Source organism: Luteimonas panaciterrae (assembly GCF_020511115.1).
Taxonomy (GTDB): Bacteria; Pseudomonadota; Gammaproteobacteria; order Xanthomonadales; family Xanthomonadaceae; genus Luteimonas; species Luteimonas panaciterrae.
Map to the genome: position 1 here is coordinate 381,886 of NZ_JAJAVH010000004.1, position 15,527 is coordinate 397,412.

7 protein-coding genes are annotated in these 15,527 nt (G+C 65.9%); all 7 read right to left on the reverse strand.

Annotated elements, in window-relative coordinates; all coding sequences use genetic code 11:
• Positions 1-39: 39 nt before the first annotated feature.
• The 7 genes from epmA to LG367_RS06610 all read right to left on the reverse strand — a co-directional run bounded on the left by epmA (position 40) and on the right by LG367_RS06610 (position 15,310).
• The gene (gene epmA / locus LG367_RS06580; RefSeq protein ID WP_226468422.1) at positions 40-1,029 is read right to left on the reverse strand and encodes an EF-P lysine aminoacylase EpmA; all 990 of its coding nucleotides are present in this window, start codon (positions 1,027-1,029) and stop codon (positions 40-42) included.
• 52 nt (positions 1,030-1,081) lie between these two features.
• Positions 1,082-3,175, reverse strand: coding sequence for an NAD-dependent DNA ligase LigA (ligA, locus tag LG367_RS06585; protein WP_226468423.1), 2,094 nt, complete (start codon positions 3,173-3,175; stop codon positions 1,082-1,084).
• A gap of 43 nt (positions 3,176-3,218) precedes the next feature.
• Positions 3,219-3,968 carry an SDR family NAD(P)-dependent oxidoreductase gene (locus LG367_RS06590; protein ID WP_226468424.1) on the reverse strand — a complete coding sequence of 250 codons (750 nt, stop codon included), beginning with the start codon at positions 3,966-3,968 and terminating at the stop codon, positions 3,219-3,221.
• 322 nt (positions 3,969-4,290) lie between these two features.
• Entirely contained in the window at positions 4,291-5,049 is a 759-nt protein-coding gene (zipA, locus tag LG367_RS06595; RefSeq protein WP_226468425.1) for a cell division protein ZipA, read from the reverse strand.
• Positions 5,050-5,140: 91 nt separating this feature from the next.
• Positions 5,141-8,644, reverse strand: a complete 3,504-nt coding sequence (smc, locus tag LG367_RS06600) for a chromosome segregation protein SMC (protein ID WP_226468426.1) — start codon at positions 8,642-8,644, stop codon at positions 5,141-5,143.
• A gap of 287 nt (positions 8,645-8,931) precedes the next feature.
• Entirely contained in the window at positions 8,932-10,821 is a 1,890-nt protein-coding gene (locus tag LG367_RS06605) for a glycoside hydrolase domain-containing protein (RefSeq protein WP_226468427.1), read from the reverse strand.
• Positions 10,822-11,128: 307 nt separating this feature from the next.
• Entirely contained in the window at positions 11,129-15,310 is a 4,182-nt protein-coding gene (locus tag LG367_RS06610) for a PAS domain-containing protein (RefSeq protein ID WP_226468428.1), read from the reverse strand.
• Between the last annotated feature and the right edge of the window lie 217 nt (positions 15,311-15,527).

Genomic DNA, 15,527 nt, shown 5'->3' on the forward strand with positions numbered 1-15,527 from the left:
GGCCGTGACGTGAAGCGGTCGTTCAGATCGTAAGCGTTTTCACGATGCCGCGAAGTCGAAGGCGATCACATCGGCGATGCGGTCGGTACCCAGCAGCGCCATCAGCAGGCGGTCGATGCCCAGGGCGACGCCGGCGCAGGATGGCATGCCTGCCTGCAGTGCCGACAGCAAGGCTTCGTCCAATGGCGGGAGCGGACCGCCCCGCTCCGCGCGCAGCAGATGATCGCGCTCGAAGCGTCGCCGCTGCTCGTCGGCGTCAAGCAGTTCGTGATAGCCATTGGCCAGTTCGAGCGGGCCCAGGTACAGCTCGAAGCGTTCGGCCACCGGCGGGTCATCGTTGCGTATCCGCGCCAGGGCGCTTTGTGTTGCCGGATAGTCGTGAATGGCCAGCAGGCGATCGGGCGCGAAGGTTGGCTGCAGACGATGCGTCATCAGCAGGTCGAGCCAGTCGTCGCGGACCAGGCCACGCGGATCAATCTCGATTTCACCCAGGGCTTTGCGCAACGCACCATCGTCATCGCGCAGCGGGTCGACGCCGAGTGCGTCGCGGTAGAGATCGCGATAAGAAATTTTCTCGACCAAAGCTGTCCTGCCCACCAGCGCCAGGGCGCGCTGCGCCAGCGCGACGGTTTCGTCGATCAGACGCAAGTGGTCCCAGCCAAGCCGGTACCACTCCAGCATGGTGAATTCCGGGTTGTGGCGGGTGCCCGCCTCGCCATCACGGAAAACCCGGCCGAGTTCGTAGCAATCGCCGATGCCAGCGGCGAGCAGCCGCTTCATGGGAAATTCCGGCGACGTGCGCAACCAGCGCGCGCGTGGCGCGCCGTCGGTGCGACCGGAAAACTGCAGCGAGAACGAAGCGATGTTCGGGTCGGTGTTGCCGGCGCGCGACAGGATCGGAGTTTCCACTTCCAGCACGTCGCGCTCGGCGAAGAACGACCGGATTTCGGCGTTCAGGCGCGCGCGCAGGCGCAAGGCGTCCGACGTTGCCGTCGGTTGCCAAGCTTGCGGGAATGCGGCATCGCTCATGGGCGCGATGACTTGCGGGCCACGGGTAAACGACCAGGCTTCATCGCTCGACTCAAGCGCCGTGCTCCGCCAGGAATGCGAGCAGTTTGTCCTCGTCCCAGATGTCCAGCCCCAGCTCTTGCGCCTTGGCGAGTTTCGATCCCGCGGCCTCACCAGCGACCACGATCCCGGTCTTCTTCGACACGCTGCCCGAGACCTTCGCGCCCAGCGCTTCCAGTTTCGCTCCGGCCTCATCGCGGCTCATCGAAGCCAGACCGCCCGTCAGCACGACGGTCATGCCCGCCAGCGGCCCTTCACTCGCACGACGCGGTGCGCCCTCTTGCCAATGCACGCCATTGGCACGCAGCGCGGCGATGACGTCGCGGTTGTGCTGCTCGGCGAAGAAATGCGCAATGCGCGCGGCGACGATCGGGCCGACATCCGGCACGGCGACCAATTCCTCTTCGCTCGCGGCGATCAGCGGATCGAGCGCGCCGAAATGCCGCGCCAGCGTTTTCGCCGTGCTTTCGCCGACATCGCGGATGCCGAGTGCGAACAGCAAGCGCTCGAGCGTGGTGTTGCGGCTGGCGTCGATCGCAGCGATCAGGTTTTCGGCCCACTTGCTGGCGACCTTGCCAGCCTTGACCGTCTCGGGCGTGGTGCCGTCGCGCTCGTCGGCGCGGCGCTTCATTTCGAGCAGATCGCCCACCGTCAGCTTGTACAGGTCGGCGACCGTGTGCACGTAATCGAATTCGACCAGCGCGGTGATGAAGCGCTCGCCCATGCCTTCGATGTCCATGGCACGGCGCGAGGCGAAATGGAACAGCGCCTGGATGCGCTGCGCCGGACAGAACAGGCCACCGGTGCAGCGCGCCACCACCTCGCCTTCCTCGCGCTCCACCGCCGATCCGCAGACCGGACAGGTGGTCGGCAACTGGTACGGCGGATGCAACGGCTTGCCGCGCTTGTCCAGCGGGCGGCGTTCCTCGATCACGCGCACCACTTCCGGGATCACGTCACCGGCGCGGCGCACGATCACCGCATCGCCGACGCGCACATCCAGGCGCGCGATCTGGTCGGCGTTGTGCAGCGTCGCACGGGTCACGGTGACGCCGCCGACATGCACGGGCGTCATCAAGACCCAGGGCGTGACCGCGCCGGTGCGTCCGACGTTGACCTCGATCGACTCGACCGTGGTCATCTCCTCCTGCGCCGGAAACTTGTGCGCCAACGCCCAGCGCGGCGCGCGCGAGACGAAGCCCATCGCGCGTTGCTGGTCGTAACGGTCGAGTTTGTAAACGACGCCGTCGATGTCGTAAGGCAGCGTATCGCGCTGCGCACCGATGCGGGCGTAGTAATCGAGCACGCCTTCCACGCCCTTGGCCACTTCGACCTGCGGACAGACCGGCAGGCCGAGTTCGCGCAGCCAGGCCAGCGTCTGCGAATGCGTCGCCGGCAGCTTCGCGCCAGTCACCTCGCCGAGTGCGTAGGCGTAGAAGCGCAGCGGCCGCTTGGCGGTGACGCGCGGATCGAGCTGGCGCAGCGAACCGGCGGCGCCGTTGCGCGGATTGGCCAGCGTTTTCTCGCCATGTTCGAGCGCCCAGATGTTGTAATGCTCGAACTCGGCGCGCGGCATGTAGACCTCGCCTCGCACTTCCAGCACCTCGGGCAACGCCTTGCCGCGCAGACGCAACGGAATGACTTTCACCGTGCGCAGGTTGGCGGTGACATCCTCGCCCGTGGTGCCGTCGCCGCGCGTGGCGCCGCGCACGAAAACGCCGTTCTCGTAGCGCAAGCTAATCGCCAGGCCATCGAGCTTGGGCTCCACGGAGAACACCGGGCTGTCGTCACCGGTTTCCTTGCCGATGCGGGTAACGAATTCGTTCACCTCTTCATCGGTGAAGGCATTGGCCAGCGACAGCATTGGCACGGCATGCGTCACCTCGGCGAATTTCGCCGAAGGCGCGTTGCCGACGCGCTGCGTGGGTGAGTCGAAATCGACCAGTTCCGGGTGCGCCGCTTCCAGCGCTTCCAGCTCGCGCATCAGGCGGTCGTATTCGACGTCCGGAATGCTGGGATCGTCGAGGACGTGGTAGCGGTGGTTGGCGTCGTCGATCCGACGGCGCAGTTCGGCGATACGGGCGGCGGGCGCGGCTGTTTTGCTCATAGGCGGATTCTAATCCGCCCGCGAACCTTGCGGCCTGCCGCTGTTAGCGCTCCTGGTCGGTTGGCCGCATCAGAATCTCGTTGATGTTGACGTGCGCGGGGCGGCTGACGCAGAACACGATCGTTTCGGCGATATCGACCGGCTGCAGCTGGCGCATGCCCTCCGCCAAGGCGTTGAGCGCGCCCCGGGTTTCGGCGTGACCGATGTGGTCGCGCAGCTCCGTAGCCACCATTCCCGGCTCGATCACGCTGACGCGGATGTTGTCGCTGTAGACCTCGCGGCGCAGCCCTTCGGAGAACCCGACGACGCCGAACTTGGTCGCTGCATACGCCGCCGCCCTTGGATTGGCGATCCGGCCGGCGGTGGACGCGATGTTGACGATATGGCCGTCGCGACGCGCGCGCATGCCCGCCAACGACGCCTGGGTGGACGCGATCAGGCTCAGGACGTTCAACTCCAGCATGCGGCGCCAGCGGCCGAGGTCAGCTTCCGCGACCGGTTCGAGGTACATCACGCCGGCATTGTTGATCAGGATGTCCAGCCGTCCGTAGCGGGCTTCGGTCTCCGCGACGATGCGCTGCGCCTCGTGTTCGTCGAGCAGGTCCGCGTCCAGGATCAGCGGGCCGGCGCCGAGCTGGGCCAGTTTCGCGGCGAGCGCTTCGAGACGATCGCGTCGGCGCGCGGCGATCGCGACCTTCGCGCCCGCCTCGGCCAGCGCCAGCGCGGTGGCTTCGCCGATCCCGGAGGATGCACCTGTGACCAGCGCGATGCGGCCTTCAAGGTTGTACGACATGACGACACTCCTGAAATCTAGGGAACGATGCAGGCCGCCACACTGGCGCAGCGGCGGCGACTTCACAGGAATCGAGGGAGTGGTCGGGCGGCGAGCCAACCGGGGGAAGCGCTTGAGTGCGCGACAAACGCCACGAGCCCTGCTGCGTGGCGATTATGCGCGCGCATGACGACGATCGAGACCGGTCATGAACGCGTTCCGGCACGCCTTGCAGGATCAGATAACGATCCTGCAGGAATGATTTCTTGCGGCGGTTTCGGAGAGCACGATTTCGCAGAGCGTCGACGCGGCCGGCATCATGCCGACCGATACGCCTCGCGCATTACCAGCGCGGGCTGCGCGTGAGCGGCGGCGCCTCGTGCTGGCGGTCGTAGGTGCGCAGTTCCTCGCGCAGGTGCGCGATGCGCTGGCGACCGAGGGCGTTGCGTTGCTCGTCGAGCAGCACGCCTTCCAGTAGCTCCGCCATGCGTTGCGCGGTCGGCTCCATCTTCTCCCAGGCGTCGAGCGCCGGGATCGGCGCCGGCAGAGTCAGGAAGAAGGCGATGGCCGGCGTTTCCAGCGACTGGATCTCGCTCATCTCGAAACTGCCCGGCTTCTTGATGTTGGCGACGCTGAAGATCGGGCCGCGTTCGGGATGGCCGTCGATGAGACGATGGAAGACGTTCATGTGGCCGTAGGTCAGCCCGGCCTTCTCGGCGGCGACGACGATATCCGGCCCGCGTAATACGTGACCGGCGCGCGCGGCGATGTAGAGGGTGACGATCTTGTCGAAATCCTCGTTGTCACGCTTGCCGAGTTCGCTGGCAGCCGCAGCCCGGATCGTGCCGCCGACGCTGCGGTCGAGCAGCTCCATCTCCGATTGCACGACCGACTCGCTGTTGTAATCGGCGGGCGCCTGCGCCAGTTCGTTCTCCAACTGCGCGCCGAGCGTGGGCTCCATCCGCGCCGCGCTGTCGCGCTCCTCGGGTTTGAGGCGACGGCCCTGCCCTTGTCTGCGCGGGCGGCCGAAGAAGTAGATCGCGGCGATCAGGACCACGCCGACGACGAGGATTCCGAGACGCAGCAGCCAAGCATCGGACATCGCTTATCTCCTTACAGCCCCGGAAGCTGGAAATTGGAAGCCATGCGCGAACGATACCGCATCGCGCCGATGCCGTTTTCCACTTTCGTCATCATGCCGCTCCCGCGAGACGCGCGGCCTCGGCCAAATCGACGGAAACCAGGCGGCTCACGCCCGGTTCGCGCATGGTCACGCCGCTGAGCTGGTGCGCGGCTTCCATGGTCGCCTTGTTGTGGGTGACGAACAGGAACTGCACGTGTTCGCTCATCTCGCTGACCATCGCGGTGAAGCGGCCCACGTTGGCCTCGTCGAGCGGCGCGTCCACCTCGTCCAGCAGACAGAACGGCGCGGGATTGAGGCGGAAGATCGCGAACACCAGCGCCACCGCGGTCATCGCCTTCTCGCCGCCGGAGAGCAGCGAGATGTTGGACACGCGCTTGCCGGGCGGACGCGCCATGATCGCAACGCCGGTGTCGAGCAGATCCTCGCCGGTGAGTTCGAGATAGGCGTGACCACCACCGAACAGGCGCGGATACAGTTCCTGCACACCGGAATTGACGCGATCGAAGGTGTCCTTGAAGCGGCCGCGGGTTTCGCGGTCGATCTTGCGGATCGCATCCTCGAGCGTTTCCAGCGCAGTGGTGAGATCCGCGTCCTGGGCGTCGAGATATTCCTTGCGCTGCGCGGCCTCGGCGTGCTCCTGGATCGCGGCGAGGTTCACCGGCTCCAGGCGGCGCAGCTTGGCGTCGAAATCGGTGACGGTCTTTTCCCAGACGGCCACATCGGCATCGGCGGCCAGTCCGGCGATCACATCTTCCAGGACGAAGCCGGCCTCGACGACCGCCGCCGACAGCTGCTCGGCCTTGATCGCCAATGCCTGCTGATCGAGCTTGCGCTGCGAGATCGCTTCGCGCTGCGTCAGCGATTGCTCGTCGCGCTGATGGCGGATCTGCTCGAACTCGCGCAATTCGTTGTCGATGCCTTCCAGTGCTGCGCGCGCCGCGCCCAGGCTCTTCTCGGCGATCACGCGTTGTTCCAGCGCGGCCTGGCGCTGCTGTTCCAGCGCCGTGACCGGGCTGTCGCCTTCCGACAGTTGCGCGGCGAGTTCGCTGAGACGGGTATCCAGTTGTCCGCGCTGCCCGCCCATGCGATCCAGCGCCTGCACCAACGCCACCACCTGGGTGCGCTGCGATTCCAGCGTCAGGGCCAGCGCATGCGCGGTGTCGCGCGATTCGCGTGCCCTGAGGCGGGCGGCGTCGCGGGTTTCGCTCAAGGTCCTGCGCTCGTTTTCGAGCGCCTGGCGCGTGCTTTCCAGCTCGCCCATGCGCGCGACCGCGTCCTCGAGCTTGGAGCGCGCCTCGCGCAGCTGGTCGCGGCTCGCGTCCAGGGTTTCGATGAGTTGCGTGCTTTCGGCATCGATCTTCTCGATGCGGCCACGCGCGGAATCCAGGCGGCCCTGCTGGCTCTGCAACTGGCCGGCGAGTTCGGAAACGCCGCGGTGGGCCAGGTACAACGCGCGCTGCGCATCCTCGCGCTGCTGTTCGGCGGCGAGCAGGCGATCGCGCCAGGCGCTGATGCCGCGCTCGAGTTCGTGCTCACGCTTGGTGAGTGCGTCGATTTCACCGCGCAACGTCTGGATCTCGCGCTCGCGCAGCAGTGCGCCCTGCTTGGCGGCACCGGAGCGCAGCACGCGCACCCAGCCCGCGCCGAGGCGCTCGCCGTGACGGGTGATTACGGATTCGCCATCGCCAAGACGTGCCTGCAGGCTGCGGGCTTCCGTCAAATCTTCGGCGACGTGCAGCTTCGACAACAGGCGGCGGATCGCCAGCGGCCCCTGCACCTTCGCCGCGAGCGAGGTCGGTGCGAAATCAGCGGCTCCGGTTTCCGGGGACACGAGGGTCAGACGGCCCTCGCCCAGATCACTCAGCGCTTCCACCAGCGCTTCTGGGCTTTCGACCAGCACGCCCTCGATCAGCTGACCGAGCGCGCCTTCGACGGCGTTTTCCCAGCCCTGCTCGACCTGCAGCTTCTCACCGACACGCGCGGCGCTGTCGAGCCCGCGCCGCTTCAGCCATTCGACCGCGGCGCCTTGCTCCTGGCCCAAGGCCGCGTGCTGCAGGGTTTCCAGCGAGGACAGGCGGCCGCGCTTTTCCTGCGTCTGCCGGCGCACGTCGGCCAGTTCGGTTTGCGCGGTGCGCTGCTGGTCCTGCAGCTCGAGGACTGCGTGCTTGCGCGTTTCGAGCTCTTCGGTGAGCGTTTCGAGCGATTCTTTCTGTTCGTCGTGCTGCGACTGGATCGTGGCGAAGGCCTGCGCCAGCGTGTCCAGATCGAAGGCGGCGCGTTCGGCGGCCAGTTGTTCGCGACGGCGGTCGGCGTCGAAGGTCTGGCGATCGAGATAGCCGACACGGGTACGCTCGACATCGCCGGCGCGCGTGGCTTCCGAGACCTCGCGCGCGTGGGCGTCCCAGCGCTGCTGCCAGTCGGCGAGCGCGGCTTCGGCGTCGCGCAGCGCGTCCTGGCGGACGCCGTCGTCGGCCTGCAATTCGGCCAGCTGCGGCTCGGCTTCGGCGATCGCGGCGCGCAGGCTCTGCAAACGCGCATCGTCGCCCTGGATGTGTTCGCCGAGTTCGGCCAATGCGGCCTCGGCTTCGTCGCGGGCGCGCTGCAGGCGATCGCTCAACTCGCGCTGGTGCGCGATCTGCTGTTCGACGCGGGCCAGCGTGCCGCCGACTTCGTAGCTTTCCGCCTGCGCCTTGTTCAGCGCTTCCATGGCTTCCTCGCGACGCACGCGGCCGGTTTCGATCTCGCGCTCGGCTTCGCGCTGCTCGGCGATCAGCTGCTGCAGTCGGGTTTCTTCCTGCGACAGGCCTTCGCGCAGGCCCTGCAGCTGTGCGTCGAGGCCGCGGTATTCCAGCGCCTTCCACTCGGCGTCCTTGATCTTCCGCTCGGCCTGGATCGCGGTGTACTGCTCGGCCTGGCGCGCCTGGCGCTTGAGGTGTTCGAGCTGCTTACCGACTTCATCACGCAAGTCGGTCAGGCGGTCGAGGTTCTCGCGCGTGTGGCGGATGCGGGTCTCGGTTTCCTTGCGGCGCTCCTTGTACTTGGAGATGCCGGCTGCCTCTTCGAGATAAACGCGCAGGTCCTCGGGCCGGGCCTCGATGATCTGGCTGATCATGCCCTGCTCGATGATCGAGTAGCTGCGCGGGCCGAGGCCCGTGCCGAGGAACAGGTCGGTGATGTCGCGGCGGCGGCACTTGGCGCCGTTGAGGTAGTAGTTGCTCTGCCCGTCGCGGCTGACCTGGCGCTTGACCGAGATCTCGTTGAACGCGGCGTATTCGCCTGTGATCGTGTGGTCGGAGTTGTCGAAGATCAGCTCGACCGTGGCCTGCGACACCGGCTTGCGCGCCGTGCTGCCGGAGAAGATCACGTCGGTGAGCGAATCACCACGCAAGCGGCTGGCGGAGCTTTCGCCCATCACCCAGCGCACGGCGTCGATGATGTTCGACTTGCCGCAGCCGTTCGGCCCGACCACGCCGGTCATATTGGCGGGCAGGTGCAACGTGGTGGGGTCGACGAAGGACTTGAAACCGGACAGCTTGATCGTGGACAGACGCATGCGACGAACGGGATGCCTCGGCGGCGCCGTTTCCGAGCGCGCCACACAATAAGAAACGGGTTTTGGGATTGCCGCTAACTCGTTGATCCGAATGGCGACAGTGTGGCCCGAAGGCCACATCGACCGGTGAGTATAGCGGGCTCGGCGTATTGCGCGATCAGCGTCAAGCTTCGCCGGCGGAGACGTTCATTTCGGCGGCATGTCCGGCGCCGTGCCGGAACGCGACGCCGCCTTCTTCCGCATGGCCTGGGAAGAAGGCGGATCGCGGCCCTCGCGGGACTTCTTGCTCAGTTGTCGGCGACCGGCCCGTCGGCGCGGTTGCTGTCGATGTTGAAGGTCACCCCGCCCCAGGTTTCGTTGTGCGGGCCCTGGAACTGGTGGATGCGCTGGTGGTCGGTCCAGTAGCTGTCCGGCAGGCCGGACAGGCCCCAGACGCTCTCGTTGCCGTTCCACTGCGCGATCCAGACCGCGCGCGGCGGGTTGGCGATCGGCGCCCAGTCGTTGGCGGCGTTGATCCCGGCGCCGTAGACCCCGGCGCTATGGCCGCGCTGCTTTAGGCGTTCCACCCAGCCGTTGATGAAGGCCTTCACGGCCGGATGGCTGGTGGGGTCGTAGCGCTCCATGTCGAAATAGATGATCGTCGGCGCCGGGAAACCGAGGTTGGCGGCGGTATCGGCGGCGGCGTTGGCCTCGTTGATGCCCTGCTGGCGCGCGGTGGCGCTGTCGGTGCTCATCTTGCTGCAGCCGGTGCAGGAACTGCCCGGCGCCTGCAGTCCCACCCAGGTCGGCAGCAGGCGCCAGCCCTGGTTGAAGACCGAATTCACCCAGCTGGAACCCAGCCCCGACTGCCCGCAGCCGCGGTTGGTACCGCCGATGTAGACGTTGGCCCAACTCCAGGGCGTGTTGGTCCACCAGGCCTGCATCTGGCTGACGGATCCGATCGCGCATTTGTCGAACCCCTTGCCGGTCGAATTGACGACCAGGCTGGCGCCCATGCCCGGGCCACCCGCCCGTACCGCGACCTTCGGCGTGATGTCGCTCAGGCTGCGACCGCCGTCGGTTGTGGCGTAGAGACGGTTTTCCTGACGACACAGCGTCTTGCCCTGCTCGCATTGGCCGCTGGCGACCAGCAGCCAACCGCGGTCGGCGTCGCGGAACTCCATGCCGGTGATCGCCTGCGGGGCCGAGAGCCGGCTCGCGAGCGCGCTGGCGCGCTGCACGCCCTTGGCCAGGGCAGTCGGCGCCGCATGGCCGTTGGAGGCCACCAGGGCCGTTTCGGCGTCGACCACGGCGGTGACCACACCGTCGTGCCCGGCATCGCCAGCCAGTGTCAGCAGCGCAGGCTGGCTCCAGCTGGCGCCACCGTCGCGGGATCGGTACAGGGCCAGCGCCGATGTCTTACCGTTGTCGATCACGACGGGCAGGACGCCATCACGCCCATTGCCGAACACCGGCAGGCGGTAGGCCGCAGCGGCGGCCTGCCCCACGGTTCCGCGCGGTCCGATGTTCTGTCGCTGCCAGGTCTGCCCGCCATCGCGAGTCACGTACAGGCGGTCGCCAGCGGGACCGCCGGCCAGCCAACCGACCTTGGGCGAGATGAACTCGATCTCGTCCGCGATCGGCGGCGCGGGCAGACGTTGCCACGTCAAGCCACCGTCGTGCGTCGCGAACAGCAGGCCACGGCTGAAATTGGGGCTCGACGGCAGGCGCAGCATCACCCAGCCATGGCGGCTGTCGGCGAAATCGATCGCCACCGGCATGCCGCCGCTCTCATCCAGCGTGGTCACGGCGTGCTGTGTCCAGGTGGCGCCGCCATCTTCAGTGCCGGCGACGCTCAGTTCGGTGCCTGTCGCCGACACTGTGCTGATCCAGCCCTGCCGCGTATCCAGGAAGAAAACATTGCCGATGCTGCGCTCTCCCAGACCGGAAGGCGTGATCTCGGTCCAACGTTGACCCGCATCGTCGGTACGCAACAGATGCTTCGCCCCGGCGGCCCAGCCGAAGCTGTCGTTCAACCGGTGCATCGAGGTCACTTCGAGCGGCGCGATCGTTTCCGCTGTCTGCGCATTCGCGCTACCGACAGCCTGCATGGCCGCGACCAGGGTGAGCAAGCCGCTTGCGGCAAGCGGCCGCCATTTGTCGTTTCCAAAACCCTTGATGCCGGATCTGCTGTTCATCGGACGACACTCCAAGCATTGAAGATGGTGGATGCATGCAGCGACACGATGCTGCGTGCAACGGATTGACCGATCCATCGATTGCGAGCGTTCCCGGCCGCGCGGCCGCCAGTCGATCAGGCCACGTCCCGTTCAACGCAAGGACTTCCCTTGGCGCCCGATCCTAATCAGGGCCGCTGTGAACGAAGAGTGTTGCGCGGGCGGCCGCCAATGCCGGCCGTGACCGGATGCGGCACTTTTCAGTGCCGGAATTTTCCACAACAGCGCTCTCTGCCATCGGAGCCGGCTTCAGCGCCGGCGCGCCGCCTCACACCACCGCGAGCAGCGGCAGCGGCCGCCCGATGGCATAGCCCTGCGCCTGATCGATGCCGATCTCGCGGACGAGCTCCAACGTCACCTCGTCCTCGACCTGCTCGGCGATGGTGCGCGCGCCGAGGCGGCGGGCGACGGTGTTGATCGATTCGGTGATGGCGCGATCCACCGGATTGCTGGCGAGCTGACGAATGAAGCTGCCGTCGATCTTGATCGTATCCACGGGGAATTGGCGCAGATAGGCGAAGGAACTCAGGCCCGTGCCGAAATCGTCGAGAGTGATGCCGCAACCGGCCGCGCGCGCCTGCTCGATGAACGCCACCGCCGAGGAGACGTTCTCGATCAGCGCGGTTTCGGTGATTTCCAGATGCAGGCGCTGCGGTGGCAGTTGCGAGGCTTCCAGCTCGGCCTTCAGGAACGCCCACAGTGTCGGGTCGTCCAGCGAATTCGCCGAGAGATTGATGGCGAGGGTGACGTCGTCGGCCGCGCGCAGGCGCGAGCCCTCTCCATGCAGCGTGTTGCGGATGACCCAGCGGTCCAGCCGGTCCATCAAGGCGAAACGTTCCGCGGCGGGAATGAAATCCGATGGCGAGACGATGCGGCCCTTGTCGTCGCGCATCCGCAGCAGGATTTCGTAGGACCGCGCAATCGGACGATCGGGTTGCAGGCTGCGGATCTCCTGCGCGTACAGGCAGAAGCGGCCGGTATCGATGGCGTCGCGGATGTTCGCCGCCACCTTGATGTCGCGGCGATAGCGTTGCGCCTGACCGTGCGGCTCTTCTTCGTAGACGACGACGTGGCTGCTTCCCTTCGACTTGGCGACATAGCAGGCGGCGTCGGACTGGCTGACGAGATCGTCCGGTGCGAGGATGTCGCCGCGCACGGCCGTCAATCCGACGCTGGCGCCGATCTCGTAGCGGCGGCCGTCCCAGCGGAAGCGCAACGCGGAGATGGCTTCCACCAACTGCCGTGCGATGGCCTCGCCTTCGGCGACACTGCAATCGCGCAGCAGGATCGCGAATTCGTCACCGCCCAAACGCGCCACCAGATCATGGCTGCGCGTGCGGTAGCGCAACAGATCGCTGATTTCCCGCAGCAGCGCATCGCCGGCGGTATGACCGGCGCTGTCGTTGACGATCTTGAAGCGATCGAGGTCGAGGAAGCACACCACGTGCCGGCGTGCCTGCTCCTCCGCTTCGGCGATCGCCTCGCGCAGTTCCTGCTCGAACGCGCGCCGATTCGGGAGCGCGGTCAGGCTGTCGTGATTGGCATGATGTTCGAGCGTGCGCCGCAGCGCGCGCGCCTGGCTGGCGTCCTTGAAGACCAGGACGGCGCCGATCACCTCGTCACCGGCCGTCTTCACCGGCGCGGCGGAGGACTGCACGTCGATGCAGTTGCCGTCGCGCGCCAGCAGCACCGCATCGCCCTGCTGATAGCGCGGCCGCATTAACCGCAGGCATTCGCTGACCGGATCCGGCAGCGCGCGACCATTGGCATCGTCGATGGTGATGAAGACCTCGGATGCCGGGCGTCCGAGCGCATCGGCGTACTCCCAGCCCGTCATGGCCTCGGCGATGGGATTCATGAAGGTGACCACGCCCTGCGGATCGGTGGAGATCACGGCATCGCCGATCGATTCCAGGGTGATGCGCAACCGCTCCTTTTCCTCGTGCAGCTCCGCTTCCATGTGCTTGTGGTCGGTGATGTCGAGCAACACGCCGACCGTGCGCAACGGCGTGCCATCGGCATCGCGGAACAGACGCCCCATAGAACGCACGTGGCGATAGGTGCCGGTGCGCACATTGAGCATGCGGTAGTCCGCCTGGTACACGAAGGTCCGGTGCAGCATGTCCTGCACCGTGCGCCTAGCCAGCGCGCGATCGTCCGGATGGATCAGATCGGTCCAGGTGTCCTCGGTGCCATCGAACGTGCCCGGTTCGAGCCCGCTGATCTCGTAGATGCGGTCGCTCCAGCGCCAGCGCCCGGTCGGCGCATCCTTGTCGAACGTGGCCTCGTAGATACCGACGCCGCCAGCCTCGACCGAAAGCTGCAGGCGCTCGGTCGTCGCCGCGAGGCTGGCTTCGGTCTGCTTCTGATCGGTGATGTCCCACTGCGCGCCGACCGCGCGCATCGGCGTGCCGTCGGCATGACGAATCACGCGCGCGAGCGTGCGGACGTGGCGGATCGCACCGCTGTTCTGGTCGACGATCCGATAATCCTCGTTGAAATTGGAAGTCTGTTCCGCCGCCAGATCCATCTCCCGCACGACGCGGTCATGGTCGTCCGGATGGATGTAGCGAACCCAGCTCTTCATCGTGCCGTCGTAACCGCCTGACTCGCATCCGTACAGCTCGTACATGCGATCGCTCCAGGTGCAGAAGCGCGTCGCGAAGTCGAAGTCGAAGATGCCAACGCCGCCGGCCGCCACTGCGAGCTGCAGGCGTTCGCTCGCGGCGGCGAGCTTGGCATCGGAGGTCTTCTGCTCGGTGGTATCGATGAGCACGCCGATGTAGCGCGACGGGTTGCCTTCGTCGTCACGCAGCACGTTGGCGATCTCGTGCACGTGGCGGATCTCGCCGCCAGGCTGGATGATCCGGTACTCGATGCTGCTGGAATTCTTCTTCTCGATGGCGTCCTGGTAGGCGGCAAGGGCGGCTGCGACGTCGTCCGGATGCACGCTGCCCAACCACCGCCCCTCCGACTGCGAGCGCTGAAACAGCGCCCAGCCCTCCGCGATCCCGGTGGGATGGCGGACGCGATCCTCCTCGATTTCCGCCAACGGCTCCAGCCCGAAGATGTCGAAGACCTTGGGCGTGGCCACCACGTAGGCGCTTGGCAGCTCCTCATCGAAGATGCCGATCCTTCCCGCTTCCGTGGCCTGTCTCAAACGCTCGGTAGTGACCACCAGACTGGTTTCGGTGCGCCGCTTCTCGGTGATGTCGATGAGGATGCCGATGTAGCGCGACGGATTGCCTTCGCGATCGAGGAACACGTCGGCGAGTTCGTGCACATGGCGGATTTCGCCGTTCGGCTGGACGATTCGGTACTCGGTGTTGCGCGAGCAACCGGTGGTGATCGATTTCCGCCAGCTGGCGTACATCTGTTCGTAATCGTCCGGATGCACGCCGGCCAGCCAGCGCTTGTCCGCATGCTGGAACAGCGCCCAATCCTCATCGATGCGCGCATCGTTGCCGATATCCTCGTTCGCTTTGCAAGCCAATGGCTCCAGGCCGAAGATCTCGAACACTTTCGGCGTCGCCAGCGTGTAGCCGGGATCGTCACCCTGGGGCAATTCCACGTCGAAAGCACCGATCCGACCCGCGTCCGTTGCCAGCTTCAGGCGCTGGTTGGCGATGGAGAGCTGGATTTCCGCGCGCTTGAGCTGCGTGATGTCGGTGGTGATGCCGACCACGTGCATCGGCAGACCGTCGGCGGTGCGCCTGGCGACCTTGCCGCGACTCTGCAGCCAGCGCCAGCTTCCGTTCTTGTGGCGCCAGCGCAAGATGGTCCGATAGTCCTCGATGTCCCCGCGCCGGATGCGTGCGGCCAGAGTGTTCGCTTCCTCGCGGTCATCGGGATGCAGGAGTTCCATCCAGTCCTGCAAGCCCTCGCCGATTTCTTCGACGGAATAACCCAGCATCGTCTCGCGATTGGGATAGTTCCAGACCTGATTGGTGATCGGATTCCAGTCCCACGCATTCAGCTCGCCGATTTCCACGGCGAGGCTCAGATATTGTTCCTTGGTCGCCAGTTCGGCTTCTGCGTCCTTCTTGGCGCCGACATCGATGACCTGAACGACATGACAGTCCGGCTTACCGGTCTTGTGATCGCGCAGCACGCTGACATAACCCATGCCCCACAGGGTGCTGCCGTCCTTGCGGATGTATTTGCGTTCGACCTGGTACTTGTCGAGCTCTCCGGACCGCAGCCGCGCCAGCACGGCGTCCAGATCGAGCGCCTGGTCCGGGTGGATGACATCGTGCAGCCCCAGACCGATGCATTCATCGGCGTCATAGCCGAACAGTTTGCAGAATGCGGCGTTGGCATAGATTCCACGCCCGTCCAGATCGACCACGATCATGCCGATCGACGCTTCCTCGACGATACGACCGAGATCTCGTCCACCGAAGATATCGATACCGTGGGATATGCGTTGTGGATTTGCCTTGACGTTCATCCAGCCTCATCGTGACGGAAGTTCAGAACGTTTGTGACGACGTGCCGAAACTTTGAGGCAAATATACGCTTTCGTTCCACATTTGCGTGTGTAGAAGCCCGACTTCGTCAATCGAATGGAACGAGTGGATTTGCCTCGAAAAAGGCCGCCTCGTGCAGCTTGTTTGGGTAGCATGCTCGCGCACGAACGCTGCCTGCACGGGCGATGAGGAAGGATT